The organism is Pseudomonas cerasi (genome assembly GCF_027983475.1).
In the GTDB taxonomy this organism is placed as follows: domain Bacteria; phylum Pseudomonadota; class Gammaproteobacteria; order Pseudomonadales; family Pseudomonadaceae; genus Aquipseudomonas; species Aquipseudomonas cerasi.
Genome location: NZ_JAQJVM010000004.1, coordinates 387,066 through 411,903 on the forward strand (window position 1 = coordinate 387,066; position 24,838 = coordinate 411,903).

The 24,838-nt window shown below is 61.1% G+C and carries 18 protein-coding genes; 11 read left to right on the top strand and 7 right to left on the bottom strand.

Features of this window, described 5'->3' with window-relative positions; all coding sequences use genetic code 11:
- Nucleotides 1-431: 431 nt before the first annotated feature.
- From aguA to PI739_RS23495, 3 genes are all read right to left on the bottom strand, one after another.
- Nucleotides 432-1,538, bottom strand: coding sequence for an agmatine deiminase (aguA, locus tag PI739_RS23485; protein ID WP_271352215.1), 1,107 nt, complete (start codon nt 1,536-1,538; stop codon nt 432-434).
- A gap of 5 nt (nt 1,539-1,543) precedes the next feature.
- A complete protein-coding gene (gene aguB, locus PI739_RS23490; protein ID WP_003372277.1) occupies nt 1,544-2,422 on the bottom strand; it encodes an N-carbamoylputrescine amidase in 879 nt (292 codons plus the stop codon).
- A gap of 443 nt (nt 2,423-2,865) precedes the next feature.
- Nucleotides 2,866-5,778 (bottom strand): aminotransferase, encoded by a 2,913-nt coding sequence (locus tag PI739_RS23495; RefSeq protein ID WP_271352216.1) that lies wholly within the window; start codon nt 5,776-5,778, stop codon nt 2,866-2,868.
- A gap of 240 nt (nt 5,779-6,018) precedes the next feature.
- On the opposite strand from PI739_RS23495, the gene rfbB reads away from it, so the two are divergent.
- The 5 genes from rfbB to PI739_RS23520 all read left to right on the top strand — a co-directional run bounded on the left by rfbB (nt 6,019) and on the right by PI739_RS23520 (nt 11,542).
- Nucleotides 6,019-7,101: a dTDP-glucose 4,6-dehydratase gene (rfbB, locus tag PI739_RS23500; protein ID WP_003372283.1), complete on the top strand. Its 1,083-nt coding sequence runs from the start codon at nt 6,019-6,021 to the stop codon at nt 7,099-7,101.
- An 80-nt stretch (nt 7,102-7,181) separates the two neighbouring features.
- A complete protein-coding gene (gene rfbC, locus PI739_RS23505) occupies nt 7,182-7,727 on the top strand; it encodes a dTDP-4-dehydrorhamnose 3,5-epimerase (RefSeq protein ID WP_024661828.1) in 546 nt (181 codons plus the stop codon).
- A gap of 164 nt (nt 7,728-7,891) precedes the next feature.
- The gene (locus tag PI739_RS23510) at nt 7,892-9,700 is read left to right on the top strand and encodes a sensor histidine kinase (protein WP_032609702.1); all 1,809 of its coding nucleotides are present in this window, start codon (nt 7,892-7,894) and stop codon (nt 9,698-9,700) included.
- Complete coding sequence (locus PI739_RS23515) at nt 9,697-11,082, top strand: sigma-54-dependent transcriptional regulator (protein ID WP_003372289.1); 1,386 nt, start codon at nt 9,697-9,699, stop codon at nt 11,080-11,082. The genes PI739_RS23510 and PI739_RS23515 overlap by 4 nt, the downstream gene beginning before the upstream one ends.
- Nucleotides 11,069-11,542, top strand: a complete 474-nt coding sequence (locus PI739_RS23520; protein ID WP_122241443.1) for a YiiD C-terminal domain-containing protein — start codon at nt 11,069-11,071, stop codon at nt 11,540-11,542. The genes PI739_RS23515 and PI739_RS23520 overlap by 14 nt, the downstream gene beginning before the upstream one ends.
- Nucleotides 11,543-11,854: 312 nt before the next feature.
- Here the strand turns inward: PI739_RS23520 and cysQ are convergent, their stop codons facing one another.
- Together cysQ and nudE are read right to left on the bottom strand one after the other, a co-directional pair.
- The gene (gene cysQ, locus PI739_RS23525) at nt 11,855-12,697 is read right to left on the bottom strand and encodes a 3'(2'),5'-bisphosphate nucleotidase CysQ (protein WP_003434802.1); all 843 of its coding nucleotides are present in this window, start codon (nt 12,695-12,697) and stop codon (nt 11,855-11,857) included.
- Nucleotides 12,694-13,260 (bottom strand): ADP compounds hydrolase NudE, encoded by a 567-nt coding sequence (gene nudE / locus PI739_RS23530; RefSeq protein ID WP_003372295.1) that lies wholly within the window; start codon nt 13,258-13,260, stop codon nt 12,694-12,696. The genes cysQ and nudE overlap by 4 nt, the downstream gene beginning before the upstream one ends.
- Nucleotides 13,261-13,357: 97 nt before the next feature.
- Here nudE and yrfG point away from each other — a divergent pair, with 97 nt between their 5' ends.
- The 5 genes from yrfG to PI739_RS23555 all read left to right on the top strand — a co-directional run bounded on the left by yrfG (nt 13,358) and on the right by PI739_RS23555 (nt 18,881).
- Nucleotides 13,358-14,035, top strand: coding sequence for a GMP/IMP nucleotidase (yrfG, locus tag PI739_RS23535; protein ID WP_003434805.1), 678 nt, complete (start codon nt 13,358-13,360; stop codon nt 14,033-14,035).
- A 41-nt stretch (nt 14,036-14,076) separates the two neighbouring features.
- On the top strand, nt 14,077-14,958 hold the full coding sequence (locus PI739_RS23540) for a LysR family transcriptional regulator (protein WP_003372300.1): 882 nt from the start codon (nt 14,077-14,079) through the stop codon (nt 14,956-14,958).
- Nucleotides 14,959-15,061: 103 nt separating this feature from the next.
- Nucleotides 15,062-15,898: a formate dehydrogenase accessory sulfurtransferase FdhD gene (gene fdhD, locus PI739_RS23545; RefSeq protein WP_003372302.1), complete on the top strand. Its 837-nt coding sequence runs from the start codon at nt 15,062-15,064 to the stop codon at nt 15,896-15,898.
- Nucleotides 15,895-18,231 carry an FdhF/YdeP family oxidoreductase gene (locus PI739_RS23550; RefSeq protein ID WP_003434810.1) on the top strand — a complete coding sequence of 779 codons (2,337 nt, stop codon included), beginning with the start codon at nt 15,895-15,897 and terminating at the stop codon, nt 18,229-18,231. The genes fdhD and PI739_RS23550 overlap by 4 nt, the downstream gene beginning before the upstream one ends.
- Nucleotides 18,232-18,440: 209 nt before the next feature.
- Nucleotides 18,441-18,881, top strand: a complete 441-nt coding sequence (locus tag PI739_RS23555) for a glycine zipper domain-containing protein (RefSeq protein ID WP_003372307.1) — start codon at nt 18,441-18,443, stop codon at nt 18,879-18,881.
- Nucleotides 18,882-19,014: 133 nt separating this feature from the next.
- On the opposite strand, the gene PI739_RS23560 is transcribed toward PI739_RS23555, so the two are convergent.
- Nucleotides 19,015-20,949, bottom strand: coding sequence for a RecQ family ATP-dependent DNA helicase (locus PI739_RS23560; protein ID WP_271352217.1), 1,935 nt, complete (start codon nt 20,947-20,949; stop codon nt 19,015-19,017).
- Between the two features lie 146 nt (nt 20,950-21,095).
- Between PI739_RS23560 and PI739_RS23565 the strand changes: the two genes are divergently transcribed.
- Nucleotides 21,096-21,917 carry a hypothetical protein gene (locus PI739_RS23565; protein WP_044310333.1) on the top strand — a complete coding sequence of 274 codons (822 nt, stop codon included), beginning with the start codon at nt 21,096-21,098 and terminating at the stop codon, nt 21,915-21,917.
- Nucleotides 21,918-22,546: 629 nt separating this feature from the next.
- Here the strand turns inward: PI739_RS23565 and PI739_RS23570 are convergent.
- A complete protein-coding gene (locus PI739_RS23570) occupies nt 22,547-24,718 on the bottom strand; it encodes a M48 family metallopeptidase (protein WP_003372312.1) in 2,172 nt (723 codons plus the stop codon).
- Nucleotides 24,719-24,838 lie beyond the last annotated feature (120 nt).

Here is a 24,838-nt window from a genome sequence, read left to right on the forward strand (position 1 = left end):
TATTACTTAATCTGTCAGCACGCGCGCCAACGCTTCGAATTCGGCATCGTTGAAGAGGCCTGCCGGATAGCGCTGCAGCAGCATGGCACGTACGTCCGGCCTGGCGTTCACGGGCCTGGTTGTCCTTAACCAATCCGCCACTCGCTGGCGTGCCTCGTTACTGAGCGAAGCAGAAAAACCACGGACTCGCTGTTGGCTCATACCTGCATTCATAACGAAAACCTCTTGATTCATGAGGGGCTAAATCTACTGATGCCATGTGACAGTCAAGCTAAGAAAACGGGTTTTCGCCAGTCTGATTTAGGGTCATTCGGATAAACGAACCCAATTTAGTTATAAGGTAACGCATAAAAAAGCCCATCAGATGACGGGCTTAATACAGCAAAAACGAGACCAACTAGTTGCTGTTAGATACAACTAGTTACTAAGCGCTAGTTCTTGTGGGGGGCTGGCTGTTGCTGTGTCAGGCAGTGGATATTGCCCCCGCCCAGCAGTAACTCGCGGCCTGGCGCCATCACCACCTCATGCTCTGGAAACAGCTTTCGCAGGATCTCGCGGGCCTTTCCGTCCATCGGATCGTCGAAGCTGGGCGCAATGATGCCGCCGTTGACGATCAGAAAATTCACATAAGACCCTGCCAGACGCACCGAAGGGTTGCGTTCCTGGCTGCCATGCACCTGATCGACGCCTGCGCATTCTTCTTCTGTTGCGAACAATGGGCCTGGAATCGGCATTTTATGCACGATAAACGCACGACCTTTGGCATCAAGGGTGTTTTCCAAAATACTCAATGCTGCATGGCAGCGTGAGTAGTTGGGGTCTTCGGGATCATCGGTCCAGGCCAGTAACACCTCGCCCGGACGGATGTAGCAGCAGAAGTTATCCACATGCCCGTCGGTTTCATCGTTGAACAGGCCATCCGGCAACCAGATGACTTTATCCACAGCCAAGTAATCGCCGAGGATCGTTTCGATCTGTTCACGGGTCAGGTGCGGGTTGCGGTTGCGATTGAGCAGGCACTCTTCGGTGGTGATCAGCGTGCCTTCGCCATCCACGTGGATCGAGCCGCCTTCTAGCACGAAGCCTTCGGTGACGTAACGCGGGCAGCGCTCGATTTCGAGTACCTTGCTGCCCAGCTGCGAATCGAGGTTCCAAGGCGCATACAGGCCGCCATCGAAACCGCCCCAGGCATTGAATTCCCAGTTCACGCCACGTACTTCGCCACGGTCGTTGATGACGAACGTCGGCCCGCTGTCGCGCACCCAGGCGTCGTTGCTGCTCATTTCCACAACGCGGATGTTCGGCATGTCCAGCCGCGCACGGGCGTTGTCGTATTGTGCAGCGGACACCGCCACCGTGACCGGCTCAAAGCGGGCGATGGCCTTGGCGATGGCGACATGGGCAGCCTGGGCGGGCTTGCCACCCAGGCGCCAGTTGTCCGGACGCTCGGGCCAGACCATCCAGACCTGGGTTTGCGTTGCCCATTCGGCCGGCATGTGGAAACCGTCGGCGCGTGGCGTGCTATTGAGCGTGGTCATGGCGATCAGGACTCCAGCGAACCGTCGAGGGTCTTCACCGCGCCGTACAGGTTAGGGCGGCGATCACGGAACGTGCCCCAGGCACTGCGGATATGCTCCAGCTCGTCCAGATCGAAGCTGTGGACCAGCACGCCTTCCTCGGTTTCGTTGAGCTCGGCGACTTTTTCACCGAACTGGTTGGCGATGAACGACGAGCCGTAGAAGGTGATGTCGTAGCCGTCCTGCTCTTCGTTGCCGATGCGGTTGCTGGCGATCAGCGGCATCAGGTTCGCGCCGGCGTGACCTTGCTGCACGCGCTGCCAATGGTCGCGCGAGCTGATGGTCTTGTCGTGCGGCTCGCTGCCGATGGCGGTCGGATAGAACAGAATTTCCGCGCCCTGCAACGCCATGCTGCGCGCGCACTCCGGGAACCACTGATCCCAGCAGATACCGACGCCGATTTTCGCGTAACGGGTCTGCCAGACCTTGAAGCCGGTGTCGCCCGGGTTGAAGTAGTACTTTTCGTGGTAGCCGGGGCCGTCCGGGATGTGGCTCTTGCGGTAGATGCCCAGGTTGCTGCCGTCTGCGTCGATGATCGCGATGCTGTTGAAACGTGCACGCCCTGCCAGCTCGAAGAAGCTGATCGGCAATACGACCTGCAGTTCTTTGGCGATTTTCTGGAAGTGCTTGATCGCGACGTTGGATTCGAGGGTAGTCGCCAACTGCAGATAGTCCGGGTTCGGCTTCTGGCAGAAGTACGGGGTTTCGAACAGTTCCTGAATCAGGATGATCTGGGCGCCCTTGGCGGCAGCTTCACGTACCAGCTTTTCAGCGGTCTCGATGTTGGCTTCCAGATCCCAGGAGCAGGCCATCTGGGTAGCAGCGACAGAAACGATACGGCTCATGAAAATATCTCCAGGGGCGGTTGCAAAGGACTTATCACCATAGCAGACGAGCGATGACGATTATGAACGCCTTTATAACGGATATAAATCGGTATTAAAAGCTAAATAAATGTATTTTTCTTATTAATTTTTGAATTTTGCCGATATTAATCTGCTTAAGGCTCATGACGGCGCTCATTTCTACGAGCTGGGTGTGACGCGGAGCGTCACGAACGGCATTCCCACGCTGGAGCGTGAGGAACGATGGGTGTCGGGCACTACCTACCGTACCCATGCTCCGCGTGGGTATGCCGTTCTGGACGCTCTGCGTCCTATCCTGCATATCAGCGCGGAGCGTCACGAACGGCATTCCCACGCTGGAGCGTGAGGAACGATGGGTGTCAGGCGCCACCTATCGTGCCCATGCTCCGCGTGGGTATGCCGTTCTGGACGCTCTGCGTCCTCTATTCCAGTTCGTGGAGCACCTTCGATACGTTGTCGACAAAAAAGTCCACGCTTTGGCGGGTGGTGCACATCGGGGGTTTGATTTTCAGGATATTCAGGTAGTCGCCGGTCGGCTGCATGAAGATGCCCAGTTCACGCAGGCGCTCGCACAGGCGGGCGGTTTCTTCTGTGGCGGGTTCCAGGGTGTAACGGTCGCGGACCAGTTCCATGCCCAGATAAAACCCCATGCCATGCACCGCGCCCACCAGCGGATGTTTGTCGGCCAGGGCCTGCAGCCGCGCTTTGAAGTGGTCGCCCACGATTCGCGCGTTGTCCCAGAGTTTCTCCTCCTCCATGACATCCAGCACCGCCATGCCGATTCGGCAACTGACCGGACTGCCCCCGGATGACGAGAAGAAATAGCCCTCGGCCTCCAGCGCCTCGGCGATCTCACGGCGGGTGATCACCGCGCCCAGCGGATGGCCGTTGCCCATGCCTTTGGCCATGCTGATGATGTCCGGCACCACGCCCTGCTCTTCGAAACCCCAGAAGTGATGACCCAGCCGGCCATAACCCACCTGCACCTCATCGGCAATGCACACGCCACCCACAGCGCGGACCTTCTGATACACCTGTTGTAAATAGCCCGGCGGCAGGGAAATCCCGCCCGCATTGCCATACACCGGCTCGCAGATGAAGCCCGCCACCTGCCGTTGCTGCTCAGCCAGCGTGGCAAGGGCCTGATCGACACTGCGCACGTACTCCGGCGCACTGTCCGCGCCCCTGAATGGCCCGCGATAGGTATTGGGCGCGGTGACCGGATGCACCCAGTCCGGGCGGGTGCTGAGTGCCTGCGGGTTGTCGGCGATCGAGGTTGAGATGGCATCGGTCGCCACCGACCAGCCGTGATACGCCTCCAGCACACTGAGCATGTCGCGGCCACCGCTGTAAGCCCACGCCAGCCTGATCGCGAGGTCGTTGGCCTCAGTGCCGCTGTTGACCAGAAACACGCGGTCCATGCCCTCGGGTGCCAGCTTGAGCAGACGCTCGGAAAACTCGGCGATCGCCGCATAGTGAAAGCGCGAGTTGGTGTTGAGCAGCGACCACTGTCGCGCCGCCTCGTGGGCCATGCGCGGATGGCCGTGGCCGAGAACCGCGACGTTATTGAGCATGTCCAGATAGGAGCGGCCCTGCATGTCGATCAGGTGATTGCGCCAGCCCCGCTCGATCTGCGGCGGGGCCTGGTAGTAGTGCTTTTGCGAGCGGGCAAAGCTGGCATCGCGGCGCGCCAGCAATTGCGCGGCATCCTGCAAGGCTGGCGCGTCACAATCAAAACCCAGCAGGGCTGACGGCGACGGACAGATTGCGCGCCAGGCATCTGCCCAGGCCGGTGTAGTGAACAGCGGCGGGCTGAGGTCTGGCGCCGTGCACAATTGCAGCAACAGCGAGCCACCGCCCTGCCCGATCAGCGAGCCCGCCGCCACCTGACCCGCTAGCGAAGCCTCCGGCAACACACCCCACAACTTCAAACTGATGCGCTCGCCGACCAACAGCACCGCAGCATCGGCCGTCAGTTTTAAGGTGCCACCGAACGGCGCATGCAGCGGCGTTGCGGCGGGCACGTGCAACTCGACGTGCAGCGCAAAGGTCTCCGGCTCGCGGGCGCAGTCAGGCAAGGTGCGTGACAGACGGTATTCACCGAACCGACTGGCTGCCAGACCACCGTCCCCGGCCGCTTGCGACAGCAGATATTCATCGATGCCGCTCTGTTCCCAGTTGCCTGCCACGAAGTGTTCACTGAGCACGCCCAGATCCACCAGCACCGGCTGAAGCCCCGCCAGGCTGGGCAGCAACGGCGAATAGGCAGGCTGTTCGACAGGCAGCAGGTCCAGACCCACCGCGCGCAGAATGGCAGCTTCCATCAGCGCCATCGGCACCGAAGTGGCGACCTCGAAAATGTTCCATTCCCCGGCAAGGTTGGCCTGGATATACGCATTGCCGGGCTCGACGCTGGCCTGCTGTTCGCTGCTGAGCACAAGCACTGCGGATCGAGCGACGATCAGCGGCCAGAGCGCCTGCAATTCCTCGATCTTCAGCGGATTGAGGGCGTGATAGGCGGCAATGGCCGGGAGGATGTACAGCGGATCGCCCTCGGCATGGTGCAGCAGCGCCGCACAGGTCACCGACAGATCAGCCACTCGCCAGGTACTGAGCAGATCGCCGAAATCAATCAGCCCCTGCAATTGCCACGGATGCCCCGCCTCGCGCCGCCAGACCGCGTTGTGCTCGGAGATGTCCAGATGCACCGCCTGGATCGGCAGTGCCGCAATCAATGGCAACAGACGGCGATGAGCCTGCTCGCCGGCTTCGATCAGACAGGCGCGGGCGTCGGCATCCTTGATCACCGGCAGCAGGTGCTTGATCAACGCATGGGCGTGGCGCGGGTCCCACTGCAGGATGCGCTGCAGACCGGGGTGGTCGAAATCGGCCAGCGCGATATCCACATGGGCACACAGCTCGCCCAGCTCAACCACGATGTCACGGCCCAGATGCTCGACATGTCCCAGCGATTGCCCGTCGATGAATTCGAGCAGGCGCACATGTACTGCCTGGCCGTCGATGTCGACCGACAGTAACTGCTCGGTGTCGTTGGCGCGGATCACACCCGGCACATTGAATGCACTGTGGCCGGCCAGATGATGCAGCGCCGCGTGCTGGGCGTTCAGCTCGGTGGTCGAATAAGCCCCGTGGCAGATCTTCAGCACATAACGCCGCGTGCCGGTATCCAGTAAAAAGTTGCGATCCTGCTGGCTGCCCAACGCTTTCAGGGTGCCGCTCAGCCCGTAGTGCTCGGAGAGCAATTGCAGCGCCTGGTCCACGCTGACCTCGGGGCAAGGCAGACTGGATCGGCGGATGAGCGTGGCAAGCGGCATGGAAAACCTCGTTATTGTTGTCAGGCCAGACTCGTTGAGCCAGGCGTGATGGGCAGTCGCACAACTACAGGGGATTGACTATAAGGGGATTGCGCTGCGCGACCAATCCGCACCTGCACCCCAGGTCGGGAAACAGCCGGAGTTTTATTCGACCTGCTGCTCGGGTTTAATGGTCCGATCCTGTCATACGCGTTCAAGCGCTATGCTGCATTACTCCAGAACACACAAGAAGGTCAGTTCATGCGAATACTCGTTACCGGGGGCGCAGGTTTCATCGGCTCTGCACTGATCCGCCACCTGATAAACAACACCGAACACGAAGTGCTGAACTTCGACAAATTGACCTACGCGGGCAACCTTGAATCGTTGCAGTCCATTGCGACCGACACGCGCTATGAGTTCGTGCAGGCGGATATCTGCGATCAGGCCCGCGTCAGTGCGGTGCTCGAGCGCTTTGCGCCGCAGGCGATCATGCACCTGGCGGCTGAGTCCCACGTCGACCGCTCCATCGATGGCCCGGCCGAGTTCATCCAGACCAACATCGTCGGCACCTATAGCCTGCTGGAAGCCACGCGCGCCTGGTGGCTGAAACTGCCGGAAGCGCAGCGCCAGGCGTTCCGCTTCCACCATATTTCCACTGATGAGGTGTATGGCGACCTGCACGGTGTCGATGATCTGTTCACCGAAACCACGCCGTATGCGCCCAGCTCACCTTACTCGGCGAGCAAGGCTGCGTCCGACCACCTGGTGCGCGCCTGGCACCGCACCTATGGCCTGCCGGTGGTGGTGACCAACTGCTCCAACAACTACGGGCCGTTCCACTTCCCGGAAAAGCTCATCCCGCTGGTGATTCTCAACGCCCTGGCGGGCAAGCCCCTGCCGGTGTACGGCAATGGCCTGCAGGTGCGCGACTGGCTGTACGTCGAGGATCACGCACGGGCACTGCTCAAGGTCGTGACCGAAGGTGAAGTCGGCGAGACCTACAACATCGGTGGCCACAACGAGCAGAAAAACATCGACGTCGTGCGCGGTATCTGCGCGCTGCTCGATGAGCTCGCGCCGCAGCACCCGGCAGGCGTCGCGCAGTACAGCGACCTGATCACCTACGTGGTCGACCGTCCCGGCCACGATCAGCGTTATGCCATCGACGCCAGCAAGATCGACAAGGAGCTGGACTGGACGCCCGAAGAAACCTTCGAGTCCGGGCTGCGCAAGACCGTGCAGTGGTACCTGAATAACCTGGACTGGTGCCGCAGGGTTCAGGACGGCAGTTATCAGGGCGAACGACTGGGTTTTAGCGAGCCTAAAGACCTAATTGCCTGATCAGCACCCTTCTCGGCAGGCGCGCCTCAGGGCAGACTGTCGAGTCGCCACCACTTAATGAAGATTGCAGGGGAAGCCTCGTGAACGTAGTCGCAACAAAATTGCCGGAAGTCCTGATTCTCGAACCCAAGGTATTCGGTGATGAACGAGGCTTTTTCTATGAAAGTTTCAACGCCAAGGCTTTTCAGGCTGCCACCGGCCTGACCCGCGAATTCGTGCAGGACAACCACTCCCGCTCGCAGCGCGGCGTTCTGCGCGGGCTGCACTATCAGATCGAAAATGCCCAGGGCAAACTGGTGCGCGTCACCGTCGGCAAGGTGCTGGATGTGGCCGTGGACATTCGCCGCAGCTCGCCGAACTTCGGCCAGTGGGTCGGCGTCGAGCTGTCCGCTGAAAACGCCCGTCAGCTGTGGGTTCCGGAAGGCTTTGCACATGGCTTCGTGGTACTCAGCGAACACGCCGAGTTCCTGTACAAGACCACCGACTACTACACACCGTCTGCCGAGCGCTGCATCGCCTGGGACGATGCGGATCTGGCCATCGACTGGCAGTTCGACGGCCAACCCAGCCTGTCGGCCAAGGATCAGCAAGGCAAGCGTCTGAAAGAAGCCGATCTGTTTGCCTGAGCCCCAAGGCAGCCCGGCGTAATGTCCGGATGCCTGACAAGCCAGCGGCGGGCATAATACGCGCCTGATGCCCACGTCAGGATCGACCGGGTGTATCTGTTGCCTGCCACGGCGTGACCGCCAGCAGGCATCGTCAACCCTTCGGCGACGGCCAATCGATGACCATGACTCCCGCACTGCCACGCCGCCCTCGCTGGCGCAGCCTCGCCCTTCTGGCACTCTGCCTGGCGCCGTTGCTGTGGCCGCTGGAGCATCTGGCCGAACGTTATTACCGCAACGTGCTGGCCAATCAGAATCGCCAGACCCTGGACCTGTACGTCGCCAACCTGCTCGGCACCCTGCACCGTTACGAAACCCTGCCGCAGATCCTCGGCGACCTGCCTGCCTTGCGCGCCGCACTGGCGGCGCCGGGCGACACACCCACCCTGGCGAACGCCAACCGTCTGCTCAGCGAAATCACGCGCCAGACCGGTGCCGATGTCATGTATTTGATGGACGCAAATGGCCTGACTCTGGCGGCCTCGAACTCGGAGCAGAAGGACAGCTTCATTGGCCGAAACTTCTCGTTCAGGCCCTACTTCATTGATGCACGGGCGGGCAGAACCGGGCGGTTCTTCGGCCTCGGCACGACCTCTGCCAAACGTGGTTACTTTTTTGCCGGCCCGGTGCGTGATGGTGAGCGGATCATCGGCGTACTGGTGGTCAAGGTTGATCTGGACCACACCGAAACCCTGTGGGGCAAGACGCCCGAGCAACTGCTGCTGACCGACCAGAACGGTGTGGTGATTCTGACGTCCAACCCCGAATGGCGCTTTCGGGCAACCCGCGACCTGACCGATGACGAGAAAAAAGCCATCGTCGCGATCCAGTCCTACCCGACCCGCGATCCGCGCCCGTTGAGAATCGATGAACACGCCTGGCTGACCCAGACCCAAGCCATCGAAGAAACCGGCTGGAACGTCAACATTCTCGCGCCTCGCGCCCTTGTCGACCGTCAGGTGCGCACGGTGGTGGCGATTGGCGGCGCAGCGCTGCTGGTGCTGATGTTGTTGCTGGGCCTGATGATGCAGCGTCGTCGTCATTATCTGGACCGCATCGCTTTCGAGGCCAAGGCGCGCCGCGAGCTGGAGATGCGGGTTATCGAGCGGACCAGCGATCTGGAGGGGCTCAACAGCCGGCTGCGTCAGGAAGTGCTGGAGCGCGAACAGGCGCAGCAGGAGCTGGTGCAGGCCCAGGACGAACTGGTGCAGACCAGCAAATTGACGGCGCTGGGCACCATGTCGGCGAGTATCAGCCATGAGCTGAATCAGCCGTTGGCCGCCATCCGCAGTTACGCCGAAAACGCCGAAGTGCTGCTTGATCATCAGCGCACCGAGGACGCACGCGGCAACCTCAAGCTTATCAGCGAACTGACCGGGCGCATGGCCTCGATCATCGCGCACTTGCGCGCCTTCGCCCGTCGCGACCGCCACGCCCCTGAAAGCGTGGCACTGCAACCGGCGCTGGAAGATGCGCTGGCGCTGCTGGCCAAGCGGCGGCGCGCCATGGAAGTCGAACTGATCCGTGACCTGCCGGACGCCACGATCTGGGTGCAGGCCGGTGAAACCCGCCTGCGTCAGGTGCTCGGCAATCTGCTCGCCAACGCGCTGGACGCCCTCACCGAGAAAGGCCCGCCGCGCAGGCTGTGGATAAGTGTCGAGCAAACCGCCGAGGGCGTTAACCTGTACATTCGTGACAACGGCCCCGGGTTTTCCCAGGAAGCGTTGGCTCGGGCTCGCGAGCCCTTCTTCACGACCAAGACCCGTACCCAGGGGCTTGGCCTTGGTCTGGCCATCTGCGATACGCTGATGCGCGCGCTGGGCGGCGAATTGCTGTTCGCCAACCATCCCAGCGGCGGTGCGCTGCTGACCCTGCGCCTGCGGGCCGGTGCTTCCGGAGCCAATCTTCAACCGCCAGAGGACCTTTCTGCATGAGTTCGGACACAGCCATCGACAGCCAGATTCAGGTGGTGCTGATCGACGACGATTCGCACCTGCGTCAGGCACTGCGTCAGACGCTGGACCTGGCTGGCCTGAACGTTCTGTCGCTGCCCGAGGCAACCGGGCTGGCCGAACGCATTGGCCGTGACTGGCCGGGCGTGGTGGTCAGCGATATTCGCATGCAGGGCATGGATGGCCTGGAGCTGCTCGACCAGCTTCACGCGCAGGACCCCGACCTGCCGGTGCTGCTGATCACCGGGCATGGCGATGTACCGTTGGCGGTGAAAGCCATGCGCGCCGGGGCCTACGACTTTCTGGAAAAGCCCTTCGCCAGCGACGCCATGCTCGACAGCGTGCGCCGTGCCCTGGCGCTGCGCCGTCTGGTGCTGGATAACCGCAGCCTGCGCCTGGCCCTGAGTGATCGCCAACAACTGAGCACACGCCTGATCGGTCAGTCGCCGCCGATCCTGCGTCTGCGTGAACAAATCGGCGCACTGGCCGGGACGCGAGCCGACGTGCTGATCCTCGGTGAAACCGGCGCAGGCAAAGAAGTGGTCGCCCGCGCGCTGCACGACCTGTCCAACCGCCGCAGCGGCCCGTTCGTGGCGATCAACGCCGGGGCGCTGGCTGAATCGGTGGTGGAAAGCGAGCTGTTCGGTCACGAGCCCGGGGCCTTCACCGGCGCGCAGAAGCGGCGTATCGGCAAGTTCGAGTTTGCCAACGGCGGCACGCTGTTCCTCGATGAAATCGAAAGCATGAGCCTGGACGTGCAGGTCAAGCTGCTGCGCCTGCTGCAGGAGCGCGTGGTCGAGCGAATGGGCAGCAATCAGCAGATCCCGCTGGACATCCGCATCATCGCCGCGACCAAGGAAGACTTGCGTCACGCGGCCGATCAGGGCCGCTTCCGGGCGGACTTGTATTACCGCCTGAACGTGGCCTCGCTGCGCATCCCGCCGTTGCGCGAACGGGGTGAGGATGCGCTGATGCTGTTCGAGCATTACGCTGATGCCGCGAGCATGCGCCACGGCATCCCCAAGCACGAACTCAAACCGGGCCAGCGCGCGCTGCTGTTGCGGCATAACTGGCCGGGCAACGTCCGGGAACTGCAGAACGCCGCCGAGCGCTTTGCGCTGGGTCTGGAACTGGAGCTGGAAGGCGCTGATACAGAACAGGCACCGCCGCCGGGCGGGGGTTTGAGTGATCAGGTGGAAAGCTTCGAGCGCGCGTTGATCGCCGCCGAACTGGCGCGCCCGCACAGCTCGGTACGCAGCCTGGCGGAGGCGCTGGGTGTGCCGCGCAAGACCTTGCACGACAAATTGCGCAAGCATGGCCTGACGTTTGGCGACAGCAGCGGAGCTTCCGATGACACCGATTGAGCCTGAACATGACGCAGCCCACGCACTGGAGCAGGTGCTGCACCACGATATTCCGCTGACCCGCGAGATGGGCATGCGCGTGATCGACTGGCACAACCAGATACTGCGCCTGCACCTGCCGCTGGCACCCAACGTCAATCACAAGAGCACGCTGTTCGGCGGCAGTCTGTATTGCGGCGCAGTACTGGCGGGCTGGGGCTGGCTGCACCTGCGACTGCGCGAGGCCGGGATCACCGATGGGCATATCGTGATTCAGGACGGGCAGATCAGTTATCCACTGCCGGTACGCAGCGACGCCATCGTCCGCTGCGACGCGCCAGAGCTGGCGCAGTGGGACAAATTCATCGCCACCTACCAACGCCGAGGCCGCGCCCGCCTGACCCTGCACACCGGCATCAGCGAGCAGAACAGCAAAGAACAGGCTGTTCGTTTTGTCGGGCAGTTTGTGTTGCACCTGTGAGTGAGGCTGCGCGCAGTTGACGCACTGGTGAAACTTTCTCAGCCCCATATGCAGACCTGTGGGAGCGCGCTCGCCCCTGCATACTTGTATCAAGCGAAGAACAGGCCGTGCGCTTTGTCGAGCAGTTCGTGTTGCGCCAGTGAGGCTGCACGCATTGGATGCACTGTACGCAGACCTGTGGGAGCGAGCTTGCTCGCGAAGAGGCCAGTGCAATCTGCGAAAATTCATCGCTTGAACAATCGCCTTCGCGAGCAAGCGAAGCGTCGCCCGGCTCGCTCCCACGCCCGCCGGGCAGAGGCCTTGAAGCCGGCCTCAGGACTGCGCCAGCACCAGCAGTTTGTCGCGCCATTCGGCGTTGGCGGGCAGGGCCAGGAAGAATGGGTTGAGCAGCGATTCACGCGCCGGGTAGCTGAATGGCTGGCCGTCCAGTTGCAACACTTCGCCTCCTGCACCTTCAAGCACGCCCTGCGCCGCAGCGGTGTCCCATTGCGAGGTCGGGGCCAGGCGTGGGTAGCAGTCGGCGGCGCCTTCGGCCAGCAGGCAGAATTTCAATGAGCTGCCGATGTTGGTCAGTTGCAAATGGCCCAGCCCGTTCGACAGGCCGGCGAGCAAATGCTCCTGCTCCGGGCTGGAGTGGCGGCGGCTGGCGACCACGGTAAAGGTCTGCCCTTCGCCAGGCTGTGTGCGCACTGCGATCGGCTGGATGTGACCGACGCCATCGCTGCGCCAGGCACCCAGCCCGGCACCGCCGAAGTAGCAGCGGTTATTGGTGGGCATCGAGACCACACCGAATACCACGCGGCCACGCTCGATCAGCGCGACATTGACGGTGAACTCTTCACTGCCGGAGATGAACTCCTTGGTGCCGTCCAGCGGATCGACCAGCCACCAGCGCTCCCAGCTTGCCCGCTCGCTGAGGGGGATGTCTGCGTCCTCTTCGGAGAGCACGTGAATGTCCGGATCAAGCGCCTGCAGACCCTCGACCAACACCTGATGGGCGGCCAGGTCAGCGGCGGTCACCGGCGAATCGTCGGTCTTGGTGGTCACGGTGACGTTGGCGCGCCAGAACGGCAGGATCACTTCGCCCGCCAGTCGCGTCAGTTCGATCACCGGCGCGAGCAGCGGATGTGGCAGGTTGTGCAACGAATCGGTCATGGCTGAAATAATCCACGCTGGGTCAGCAGGTCACGTGTGAGGTACAGCGCGGCCAGCGCCCGGCCTTCGCTGAACTGGGCATTCTGGGCAAGGCTCGATAGCTCGCGCAGGTTGATCCGGTCAACCCGGATCGGCTCGGGCTCGTCGCCTTCCAGACGCTCTTCGTACAGGTCGGTGGCCAGCACCACCTGAATTTTCTGACTCATGTAGCCGGGGGACAGCGACAGCTCGGTCAACAGCTCCAGCTCACGCGCACCGAAACCGGCCTCCTCCTTGAGTTCACGGTTGGCAGCCGCCAGCACGTCTTCGCCCGGCTCGATCAGGCCCTTGGGCAGGGACAGCTCGTAGGCATCGGTGCCGCCGCAATACTCTTCGATCAGCACAGCGTGATCGGCATCGAGCATGGCCACGATCATCACCGCCCCGGGGCCCGTGCCTTTGCTGGCCAGACGCTCATAGGTCCGCTCGACGCCATTGGCAAAGCGCAATTGCAGCTCTTCAACGCGGAACAGACGACTACTGGCGACGATTGCGCGGGCAAGTACGGTAGGTTTCTGACGCATGACAGGCTCCTTTACATGAACGAGGTACTATACCGAGCTTTTCCCGATGTCTGTGTCGGATATGCTTACCCGCTATCAACCCCCTGACGAGGCCAGAATGCTTTCCATGCCCTGGAGCGAAATCGATACCGTCCTGCTGGATATGGACGGCACGTTGCTCGACCTGCATTACGACGAACACTTCTGGATGCAGCACCTGCCGCAGCGCTACGCCGAACTGCACGGCGTCAGTTTCGCCATGGCCTGGCTGGAATTGAAACCGCTGTTCGAAAACAACGCGGGCACGCTCAACTGGTACTGCCTGGATTTCTGGAGCGCCGAGCTTAACCTGTCGGTCCGCGACCTGAAACGCGAAATCGCCCACATGATTGCGCTGCGCCCAGACGCCGAGACCTTTCTCGCGGCCCTGCAAAAGGCCGGCAAGCGAGTGATCATGATCACCAATGCGCACCGTGATTCGTTGTCGCTGAAGATGGAGCGAATCGAGCTGGCGCCTTATTTCGAACGCCTGATCAGCTCTCACGATTACGGTTTTCCCAAGGAAAGCCAGCATTTCTGGGACGCTCTGAAGGCCGAAACAGCCTTCGACCCGGCACGCAGTCTGTTTATCGACGACACCCTGCCGATCCTGCGCAGCGCTCGACACTTCGGTGTAGCCCATTTGCTGGCCGTCAGCCAACCCAACAGCCAAAAAGGCCCGAAAGACACCGAAGAGTTCGCCGCAGTGGACGACTATCGGGAGTTGATCAAGGGCGTGCTCGATCATTCAGCCTGAGCGCGTAGAATCGGCTGTCTGGACGGCTCATCGGAGTGAACATGGACATCAAGCAACTTAAATTTCTGATCGCCCTCGACGAGACGAGGCACTTCGGCCAGGCGGCTGCGCGCTGCAACATCACCCAGCCGACGCTGTCGATGCGCCTGCGCAATCTGGAAGAAGAGCTTGGCTTGCCACTGGTCAATCGCGGCCAACGCTTCGAAGGCTTTACCGCACCAGGCGAACGCGTATTGGCCTGGGCACGCACGGTACTGGCTGCCTACGACGGTCTGCAGGCTGAAGCGGCCGCCTGCCGCGGTCATCTGGTCGGGACGTTGCGCCTGGGCGTGGTTCCGCTGTCGAGCTTCGATCCGCTGCCATTGCTGCACCGGCTGCACCAGCTGCACCCCAATCTGCGCTTCGAGCTGTCGTCACTCAGCTCCGAGCAAGTGCTGGAGCAACTGGCAAGCAATCGTATCGATCTGGGCGTCTCGTACCTGGAACGTCTGGACAATGAGCGTTTCGATTCGCTGACCCTGGACGACACGCGCATGGGCCTGCTGTACGACCGTCGGCACTTCACGTTTGGCGACGATCCCTTGAGCTGGGCCGATCTGGTCGAGCTGCCACTGGGCATGCTGACCAGCGGCATGCATTTTCGGCAGTCGATCGATCACAACTTCCATAGCCGCGGCCTGCAACCCAATCCGCTGATACAAACCGATGCCGTTCATCAGTTGCTGCAAGCCGTACATGGCGGTTTTTGCTGCGCGATCATGCCGCTGGATGGCGGTCTGGAAACGCTCACCGAACATTTGCGCCTGCATCCGATTGCCGACTCCCGGACTTTGGCCCGGCTGGGGTTGATCATGCGCCGCAGTGCGCCACGTTCGGCACTGGCTGAAGCCTGCTTTGCACTGGTAGCAGAAATACCGCGCTAGAGCGTTGATCGACGTCATCTATCGGGACATCAGCACTAGCGATTAGACGATTTCCAAGAACGGGCCTAGTCTTGCAGATGTCATTCTGCCGGTATTTCAGCCCATGCCCGTTACGCGCAAGGTCAGCTCGGCGTCTTTTGCTACGCCAGCCCCCGAAGCAAGCCAGTCTTACAGCTACTCGAATCTCGAGGGCACGGACTCTGCACGTAACGAACTTGCTGAAGAAGTGGCGCTGGCGATTGCCTACAACGGCATCAGCCAGGCGGTCATGCTGGTCAGCCCTACTGATCTGGAAGACTTTATCGTCGGCTTCAGCCTGGGCAGCGGCATCATTGCCTCGCATGACGAAATCTACGACTTCAAAATCAGTGGTTGCGGCTCGGCGATGCAGGCCGAGGTCGAGATCGCCAGCCGCGCGTTCTGGGAACTCAAGCAGCAGCGTCGGCAACTGGCTGGCACCAGCGGTTGCGGACTGTGTGGCGTTGAAGCCGTCGAGCAGGCACTGCCTGACCTGAAGGCGCTGCCCGGCGCGCCCCTGCCCCCGATCGAATGGCTGGAAGGTCTGCGTCAGCGCATCGGTGAGTTCCAGCCGCTCGGCCGCCATTGCGGCGCCGTACATGCGGCGGTGTTCATGGACGGTAACGGCCAGCTGTTGCTGGGACGTGAAGACATTGGCCGCCACAACGCGCTGGACAAGCTGATCGGCGCATTGATCCGTCAGGACATCCCCTTGGCAGGCGGCGTCGCCATCGTGACCAGCCGCTGCAGCCTGGAACTGATTCAGAAAGTATTGCGCGCCGGCATCCAGACCCTGGTCAGCCTGTCTTCGCCCACCGGCCTGGCCCTGCAATGGGCCCGCCGTCACAACCTCAATCTAATTCACCTGCCGCAGAAAAGTGCGCCGCGGGTCTATAGCCCTGCGATGGAGATTCAAGCGTGAGCACTCATCATCAAGCCGACAAGACACCAACCCCCCGCTACAAGCCGTACAAAGGTGCGGCAGGCGGCTGGGGCGCACTGATCAGCGTGACGCAACACTGGCTGGGCAGTGACAACGCGCTGAAGAACCTGCGCATGATGCTCAAGACCAACCAGAACGGCGGTTTCGACTGCCCGGGCTGTGCGTGGGGTGATTCGCCGGAAAGCGGCATGGTCAAGTTCTGCGAGAACGGCGCCAAGGCGGTGAACTGGGAAGCGACCAAGCGTCGTGTCGACCCGGCCTTCTTCGCCCGCTACAGCGTCAGCTCGTTGATGGAGCAGAGCGATTACTGGCTCGAGTATCAGGGCCGCCTGACCGAGCCGATGAGCTATGACGCGGAAACCGACCGTTACAAGCCGATCAGCTGGGACAACGCGTTTGCGCTGATCGCCAAGCACCTGAAGAACCTGCCCAGCCCGAACATGGCCGAGTTCTACACCTCCGGACGCGCCAGCAACGAAGCGGCGTACCTGTATCAGCTGTTCGTGCGCGCTTATGGCACCAACAACTTCCCGGACTGCTCGAACATGTGCCACGAGGCCAGCGGCGTAGCACTGTCGCAAAGCGTCGGCGTCGGCAAGGGCACCGTGACGTTCGAGGATTTCGAACACGCCGATGCCATCTTCGTCCTCGGCCAGAACCCCGGCACCAACCACCCGCGCATGCTCGAGCCATTGCGTGAAGCGGTACAGCGCGGCGCCCAGGTGGTGTGCGTCAACCCGCTCAAAGAGCGTGGCCTGGAGCGTTTCCAGCATCCGCAACACCCGGTCGAAATGCTCACCAACGGCGACCGCCCGACCAACACCGCTTACTTCCGCCCTGCCCTGGGTGGCGACATGGCGCTGTTGCGCGGCATGGCCAAGTTCCTGCTGCAATGGGAGCGCGAGGCGCAGGCCAACAACGCACCTTCGGTGTTCGACCACGCGTTCCTCAACGAACACACCGAAGGCGTGCTCGAATACCTGGCCGCCATCGATGACACGTCCTGGGACTCGATCGTCGAGCAATCCGGTCTGCCGCTGAGCGACATCGAACAGTCGGCACGCATGTACGCCAAGGGCAAGAACGTAATCATGTGCTGGGCGATGGGGATTACCCAGCACCGTCACTCGGTGCCGACCATCCAGGAAATCGCCAACCTGATGCTGCTGCGCGGCAACATCGGCCGTCCGGGTGCCGGCCTGTGCCCGGTGCGCGGTCATAGTAACGTGCAGGGGGACCGCACCATGGGCATCAACGAGCGCCCACCGGTGTTCCTGCTCGATGCCCTGGAAAAACGCTTCCAGTTCAAAGTACCCCGCGAAAATGGTCATAACGTCGTCGAAGCCATTCACGCCATGGCCGAAGGTCGCGCCAAGGTGTTCATCGCGCTGGGCGGCAACTTCGCTCAGGCCACCCCGGACAGCCATCGCACTGCCGAAGCCCTCAGCAATTGCGACCTGACCGTACAGATCAGCACCAAGCTGAACCGCAGTCACCTGTTCCACGGCAAGGACGCGCTGATCCTGCCGTGCTTCGGCCGTACCGACATCGACATCCAGGCCAACGGCCCACAAGCCGTCACCGTGGAAGATTCGTTCAGCATGGTTCACGCTTCCAACGGCCAGTTGAAGCCGTCCTCGAAGCAAATGCGTTCCGAGCCTGCGATCATCGCCGGTATCGCCAACGCTACGCTGGGCAAGGCGCCTGTGGACTGGTTGTGGCTGGTCGAGGACTACAACCGTATTCGCGACCTGATCGCCGACACCATCCCCGGCTTCAAGGATTTCAACGAGCGCGTCAAGCACCCAGGCGGCTTCTACCTGGGTAACGCTGCTGGCGCACGTCGCTGGAACACTGCGTCGACCCGCGCCAACTTCAAGTCCAATGCGCTGCCGCTGACTCTGATCAATGAACACGTCAGTTCAACCGGGCAGATCCCGGACCTGATCATGCAATCCATGCGCTCACACGATCAGTACAACACCACCATCTATGGCCTGGACGACCGCTATCGCGGCGTCAAAGGTCAGCGTGACGTGCTGTTCGTCAACGAAGCCGACATCATCCGTCTGGGCTTCCAGCCGGGGCAGAAGGCGGACCTGATTTCGATCTGGAGCGATAACCGCGAGCGCCGCGTCAAAGGCTTCACGTTGCTGCCATTCGATATTCCGGCCGGTCAGGCTGCCGCCTACTACCCAGAGGTCAACCCGCTGGTGCCGCTGGAAAGCGTGGGCGATGGCAGCAGCACGCCGACCTCGAAGTTCGTTGCCATCCGCCTCGAGCGCTCTGCAGAGTCGGCACGCATCCTCTAACGTCCCTGAAAGACGCCCACAAAAAAGGCCCGTTTCTCTGGAAACGGGCCTTTCGCAAGTAACCTCAGACTCTCATTTCCGACTTAAGTTCCTTAGCCAAAACAATAACTTAGCAGTTTGTGTGGCAATCGTGTTACTCGTCGGAATTGCATTGCTACATTCTTCACTTGACACCAAGATCGCGCCGTCATCCCTATGAGATTCCATACATGAAGTATTCCTCGATACTGTTGTTGTCTCTTACCTTGATCAGCGGTGCGGCGTCTGCAGGCAACCTTGAGTCAGGCGTAGGCGGAGCATTGGGTGGGGTACTCGGTTCGGTCGTCGGTCAGCAGATCGGCGGCAGCACTGGTTCAGCAATTGGCGCAGGTGTCGGCGGCGCAGCCGGTGGCGCTGTAGGCGCAGACCGTCGCAACCGCACAGAAGCAGCTATTGGCGGCGGTCTGGGCGCTGCGGGCGGTAACGTGCTGGGTCGCAGCGTCGGCGGCAACACCGGCAGCCTGGTCGGCTCGGCGGTAGGTGGCGGCGGCGGTGCTGCACTCGGCAACTACATGGGCAACGAAAGCCGCAGCGATGATCGTCGTTATCGTGGTGGCCGTGATCATGGCCATCGCCCGAAGCACCACGGCCATCGCCGTCATCGTGACTGATACCACCGTCAGTTGCTGAAGCACAAAAAACCGGCCGCTCTTTAGCGGCCGGTTTTCACTTGTCTGTCGCAATGCAGGTTCAGGACTGGATGCAGAGCATCGTCCCCTTGGTCAGATCACTTTGTACGTGTAGTCAGTTGCCAGCCATGGCCTGCACCCACGTCCTGACCTGTGCGTACGGATAGTCCTCCAGCACCGCAAACCCGGTGGTGGCGCGGGCTTTGAGCTTGGTGAACAGCGGCACGCTGATGCCACACAGAAAACGCGTCAGGCAGTCAGCGCTGGGCCGCTGGCCGGTATAGTCCTGGTGCTTGTGGATAAACTCGCTGCACAGGTGCTGAAAGTCCCGATTCGCCAGGGGCTCCAACGCGGGTGGTTCGGGCAGGTGGGCGACTTCGCCAAGGCAGACCGAGCAATGCCCACAGCGCTCCGGCGCATTGTGATCACCGAAGTACCGCGCCAGCCGATGGGTCAGGCACTGGTCACTGGCGAACACATCCAGCATGGTGTGAATGCGCGCAACTTCAGTGGCTTCGTGATGAGCGAAATAATCGTGCAATTCGATGCTCAAGGCCTGTGCATCAAAGTCGCTGCGCAACAGGTTGTAAACCTCAGTCATCTGTTTGCTTTCAAGCTCGATCCAGCCTTTTTCCTGAAAGTAATCCAGCGCCTTGACCACCCGCCCGCGCTCGGCGCCGTATTGCTGGTACATCGCCTCGAAATCGACGGTGGCCCAGGTCCTTGCTCGGTGTGAAGTGTCGATCAGGGCTTGAACGAACTCGCGTCGCTCCCCCTCGAAACGCGCCATCAGGTCTTGCGGCTGAAGCAGAAACTTGAAGCGGTACTCGGCAAAATACGCGTAGCGCGGCGCAATGATCCCGCGCAGTTCCAGTTGCACCAGCAGGGTCTTCAGCGGCAATTGACGAATATTGCTGAGGTCGGCGAGCGGCCCGAGCAGAAATTCCCACTGCCCGTCATGACGCGCCCCAAGCAGATCCTCCAGCACACTAGCAATCCCCTCGCGCTCCGGCGTATCGCCGTACACGAAGTTCTCCAGCACGTTGAGACTGTCGCGGTTGGCCAGCACCAGACAATCCGAAGCAGCACCATCACGCCCGGCCCGACCGATTTCCTGGCTGTAGTTCTCGGTGGATTTGGGCAGGTCGAAATGCACCACGTTGCGAATGTCGCTCTTGTCGATGCCCATCCCGAACGCGATGGTCGCCACGATGCAGTTCAGATGGCCGCCCATGAACTGCTTCTGGATCGACTCGCGCTGATCATTGGGCAGCCCGGCATGGTAGGCGCTGGCGGGCAGGCCATGCTGTTCCAGGTGAGCGGCGATGTGTTCGGCTGTCTTTTGCAGGGTCACGTAAACGATGGTCGGCTGCCCGCGACGCTCGTGGAGCCACTCCACCAGCAGGCGTCTTTTGTCACGGCCACTGACCGGCTTGACCCACAGGTGCAGGTTGGCGCGGTAGAAACCGGTGGTGATGACATCCTCGGGGGCGATGGCGAATTTGTCCTGCATGTCGATGATGACTTGCGGGGTCGCCGTGGCGGTCAGCAGCAATGTCTGAGGGATGTTGAATTCGCGCTGGTAGTCCGGCAGCTTCAGGTAGTCGGGGCGGAAGTTATGCCCCCACTCCGAGATGCAGTGCGCTTCGTCGACCACCAGCAAGGAAATCGGTACTTGAGCGATGAAATTGCGGAAACGCTCGTTCTTCAGGCGCTCGACCGAGATCATCAGAATCTTCAGCTCGCCGGAGCGTGCGCGCGCCATCACATCAGCGATCTCGTCGCGGCTCTGCGCCGAATCAATGCTCGCCGCCGAGATACCGTGGCGGTGCAGGAAGGCAAGCTGATCCTGAATCAGCGCCAGCAACGGCGACACCACCAGCGTCAAATGCGGCAACATCAGGGCAGGCAATTGGTAACATAGCGACTTGCCCGAACCTGTCGGAAAGATCGCCGCAGCCGAGCGTCCGGCCAGTACCGCACTGATGGCAGCCTCCTGCCCCGGCCGGAACTGTGTGTAGCCGAATACCTGTTCGAGACGCTGGTGCATTCGCGTTCCATCCATCAGTCAAAAAACGGCCTCAACCTTAACGCGCCAGGCCTGATGCACCTAGCACCAAAGCGTTGCAGAAACTCTACCCACCGGCCGATATCATTGTAATATCACCACCGAACATCGCTTGATCAGGAGCAGGAATGGATTCCCTACAGCAACCCGAGGACGACGGGATCATCCGCATTCAGCGCCTCGTGCCCGGTCAGGTCGATGTGGTGCTGGGCTCGCATCCACGCCGCAAGCGCGTCGATACGCCTCGCCGCTCACGCCCTTATGGCCTGTGGCTGGCGTGCCTTATTGCTGCAGCCTGCGTCGCCGGACTGATCACCTCACATGCGAGAGGTCCCAAAGCGCTGGCAGTACCGCCTGTTGTGCAGTCCGTACCTGAACCCGAGACAGTCGAGGCCGAGGCGCAATCCGTAGCCGCAGCCGATCCTGCGCCCGCGCAGATTCGAAAAACCGCAGAGCTTGTGCCGATCGCGGCCACTGTGGCGCCGCCCGCCCCCGTGCAGCCCTTGGATGACTGCATGAAAAACGGCAACGTCATCGATGAAGCGGTGGCGAACTGTCGATTCGGCCAGGTTCCTCGCCCCGCTCAGGCAGAATCGGCAACAGGCATGGTGTCTGCCGACTACATGGCCGATTTCAAGGCCAATGCTTCACGCAATTCTGCTCGTTCTTCCAAGCCTTACAGCGTCGCGACAGCCTCCATACGCGAAGCGGACGGCAGAAACCGCTACCGCGCGCAGTGGCGGATTTACGGCAACACGATCGATGGCGACAGCGTCTGCGAAAACTTCGCTATTCGTTCATTCGAACGGCGCGAGTGTCGCAAGGCCGCAGCGGTCAACTTCAGAGAACAGTGCCAAGAGTGGACCAAACGCGCGGCAAAAAACCGCGACGAGGACAGTAAAAACGCCCAGCAGCGCTATTGTGAGGTGACCACAAATTTCTCACCTTGAAAACAGGGCTGCGCGCTTCTGGCACAGCAGTTTCAACGGTGTTTTCTACTTTCCCGCTGCATGGCCGAGCCTCTGAGAATCCGCAAAAACGGACACATGTATAGCCAAAGGCTTACACGCAATGAAGCGAATGGCTATTTTGCACCTGCCGTCAGAGCCGTAAGATTGGATCCAACAACTGGCGAACAAGGAGTTCGCCAGGATCAGGGACGATCGACCATCGCCGGGAAGGCAGCCGACAGGGAGTTGGAATGGTCTTGGTACAAACCCGCTTCGGCGGGTTTTTTATTGCCTGCGTTTTTTGCCTCCAGCAGTCAAACCACCTCAAGATTTTCCTGACGCCAGATTTCCTGGTCTTCAAAGGCCCGTCCGAAGCTGAGCCCATGAGGTATAGCGAAAGGCTTACACGCGCTGGAGGAACTTGGCTATTTCCGACCCGGCTCGCGCTCCGTAGTATTGGATCCATCAAGGGGTGAACAGGAGTTCACCCGGATCAAGGATGATCGACCATCGCCTCGGAGGCGTCCGACAGGAAGTCGGGATGGTCTTGGAAAAACCCGCTTCGGCGGGTTTTTTGTTGCCTGCAGAAAAGCTTTGCGCCGTACGCCGCCCCGCTCACAGCCAACCGCTTAACGCTTACCCTGCTCGAAGCGCTCTTGCAGCAAGTGTCGTGCAGTACCCGCATTGACGTAATCCGCAATCAACTCACCAAGCTCGTCTGGCTTGAGCTTTTTGCCGTCCCGGCTGAACCGCGCCAGCGCCAGAAGTACCCGGCGTTTTTTCCTGAACACTTTTGCATTCGGCGCAGAAAACGAACGTGAGACTCGCTCGGGTAAAGGCGCATCGTCTTGCAGATGCAGGGTCAGAAACGTGCCATAGGCCACATTCAGCTCAAAATCAGCGATGTGCTGGATCGGGACGGGGGACTTCAGGTTTGCGAAGACAAAGTGATCGGGCGTGAGCAGCAGAGCGGTCTTGTCAGCACGCAGACACATGCGCAGCGCAAATGGCAGCAGCGTCAGCATGAACGCCGCCAAGATGCCGCCCGCTATCAGCATAGAGTTGCGCTTCTCGGTCAGCCCCTGGGGAAATGACAGCGCTTCGGCTATCAGATAAATACCCAGCCCCAGCAGAGGGGCGAGGAATAGTGTTAGCAACAGCCCCCGCAGGCGAGCGCCCTCATGCAGAACGACATCACCGCTTACCGTTTTCGCGCGGGCACGCAGTTCGGTCACCACCTCAGCATCATTTGTCACGTGATGCTTGATGAAGTCCTTGGTAAGACGGGTGCGCAGTGCCTGGGGATTAACGAAGTAATGGTCCATCGCGGCGCGCGCCTGGGCCGCCACTACCGGCCGGGTGCCGCTGCGGATCGCCTCGTCGGCAGCAACCTGCAGCGCGGCGATACGTTCGCCGTTTGACGGGTGCGTATCCGAGGGATGCAGCAGCTGGACGGCCATTTCTTCGTCAGGCAGCGTGAATGTCTTGCCGGCCAGCTCGTGCAGCACGCTGTTCGGCAGATCCTTGGTAAACACCTCTCCGCGCCTTGGGTTGGTGGCCCGCGTGATATGCGTGTAGATCCGCTCCTGCAAAAGCGGGTCGATGGCCGAAATGCGCACCAGCGCCGAGGCAGCCGACGTATTGCCTGCCAGACTCGCCCCCGCGGCATCGGCGGCCAGCTCACGCACGCGGCTCCAGTGATTGACCGCGTGATCGAAGCTTTCCATGAAATACATGCCCAGCATGAACGCCGGACGCAGAATGGTGCGCTGTAGCCACCCGCTGACCATCATGTTTTCAGCGATCACCCCCAGGCTGCGACCGATGCCGTCGTAGATCGGCAGAAAGCGCAGGCTGTACTCGGTGTCTTCACCAGCGAAATGCGCCAGTTCGTGACCAATCACTGCACTCGTTTCAGCGGCATCGATCAGCCCAAGGTACAGGATCGGCACATGCAGAGTTCGCCCCTTGAGCACGGCGTCGGACGGCAGAAGGGAAACATCGCTCGAGGTGACGTAGAAGCCTTCGGTCATGCCCAGCACGATGTGATCAGGTGACAGCGCGCCAAGCCGTTCGGCCAGATCGCGAACATAGGCCCAGAGCACCGGTGCCTCTTCAGGCGTGACCTGCTGCCCCAGAACCTGCATCGCGGTGGGCTCGAACATGTGCAGCATGACGCCCAACTGCTTGCCCATCCGCCAGATCGAATACAGGCACGCAGCGACCAGCATCAGCACGACGATGATCAGCTTGAGTTCGCCCGCGGACATGCGCCCCACATGCCACAGGCCCAGGGCTTCGAAACAGAGGATTGCAGACACCGCCGCGCCCATGGCAACAATGTGCCCCACCAGGACGAACGGCAGAATCCGCCTGACCCTGCTGAAGGTGTGCAGCAATCGCTCGCGGGATTGACGTGCGCGTGCGCCGGCCCAGTTGAGCCCTGCCAGCCCAATGCCGCCGACCAGAGCCGCCAGCAGGCACAGCGCGATGACGGCGCGTGCCAGCCAAATAGTGACACTGCCCAGCACCACTACGAAATCGAGGCCCTGCTCTGCCTCATGGAGACGCGACAGAGCCTCCTTGAGGGTGATGTTTTCTCCGTCCATATCCATCGTTCGCGTGAGGGCGTCGGGCGACCTGGCAAGCCTTTCGAAATAGGGACGGGCATGCGCAAGGTCGGCCTGGATCTCGGTCAGGCGCTCGGTGTTTTCGACACTGCGCTGCAACTGCCAGACACCGATGAGGTTCAGGCCCAGAGGGAGCAGGATGAGTACAGCAATGAGCTTGTAGATTTTCATGAGGCAAGGCTCATAGAGGTGCGTCGCCGCTGGCTATCCTTAGCGCACACTAAGTCCGTCAGGCAAAACGCTTTTGGCGTCTGCGTGCATGCGCCCTGCCTTTGCTCGAGTACACGCGTG

Coding starts and splice junctions, on each gene's coding strand:
- aguA (WP_271352215.1), bottom strand. CDS start 1,538: ATGACCACGCTCAATAGCACGCCACGCGCCGACGGTTTCCACATGCCG.
- aguB (WP_003372277.1), bottom strand. CDS start 2,422: ATGAGCCGTATCGTTTCTGTCGCTGCTACCCAGATGGCCTGCTCCTGG.
- PI739_RS23495 (WP_271352216.1), bottom strand. CDS start 5,778: ATGCCGCTTGCCACGCTCATCCGCCGATCCAGTCTGCCTTGCCCCGAG.
- rfbB (WP_003372283.1), top strand. CDS start 6,019: ATGCGAATACTCGTTACCGGGGGCGCAGGTTTCATCGGCTCTGCACTG.
- PI739_RS23510 (WP_032609702.1), top strand. CDS start 7,892: ATGACTCCCGCACTGCCACGCCGCCCTCGCTGGCGCAGCCTCGCCCTT.
- PI739_RS23515 (WP_003372289.1), top strand. CDS start 9,697: ATGAGTTCGGACACAGCCATCGACAGCCAGATTCAGGTGGTGCTGATC.
- PI739_RS23520 (WP_122241443.1), top strand. CDS start 11,069: ATGACACCGATTGAGCCTGAACATGACGCAGCCCACGCACTGGAGCAG.
- cysQ (WP_003434802.1), bottom strand. CDS start 12,697: ATGACCGATTCGTTGCACAACCTGCCACATCCGCTGCTCGCGCCGGTG.
- nudE (WP_003372295.1), bottom strand. CDS start 13,260: ATGCGTCAGAAACCTACCGTACTTGCCCGCGCAATCGTCGCCAGTAGT.
- yrfG (WP_003434805.1), top strand. CDS start 13,358: ATGCTTTCCATGCCCTGGAGCGAAATCGATACCGTCCTGCTGGATATG.
- PI739_RS23540 (WP_003372300.1), top strand. CDS start 14,077: ATGGACATCAAGCAACTTAAATTTCTGATCGCCCTCGACGAGACGAGG.
- fdhD (WP_003372302.1), top strand. CDS start 15,062: ATGCCCGTTACGCGCAAGGTCAGCTCGGCGTCTTTTGCTACGCCAGCC.
- PI739_RS23555 (WP_003372307.1), top strand. CDS start 18,441: ATGAAGTATTCCTCGATACTGTTGTTGTCTCTTACCTTGATCAGCGGT.
- PI739_RS23560 (WP_271352217.1), bottom strand. CDS start 20,949: ATGCACCAGCGTCTCGAACAGGTATTCGGCTACACACAGTTCCGGCCG.
- PI739_RS23565 (WP_044310333.1), top strand. CDS start 21,096: ATGGATTCCCTACAGCAACCCGAGGACGACGGGATCATCCGCATTCAG.
- PI739_RS23570 (WP_003372312.1), bottom strand. CDS start 24,718: ATGAAAATCTACAAGCTCATTGCTGTACTCATCCTGCTCCCTCTGGGC.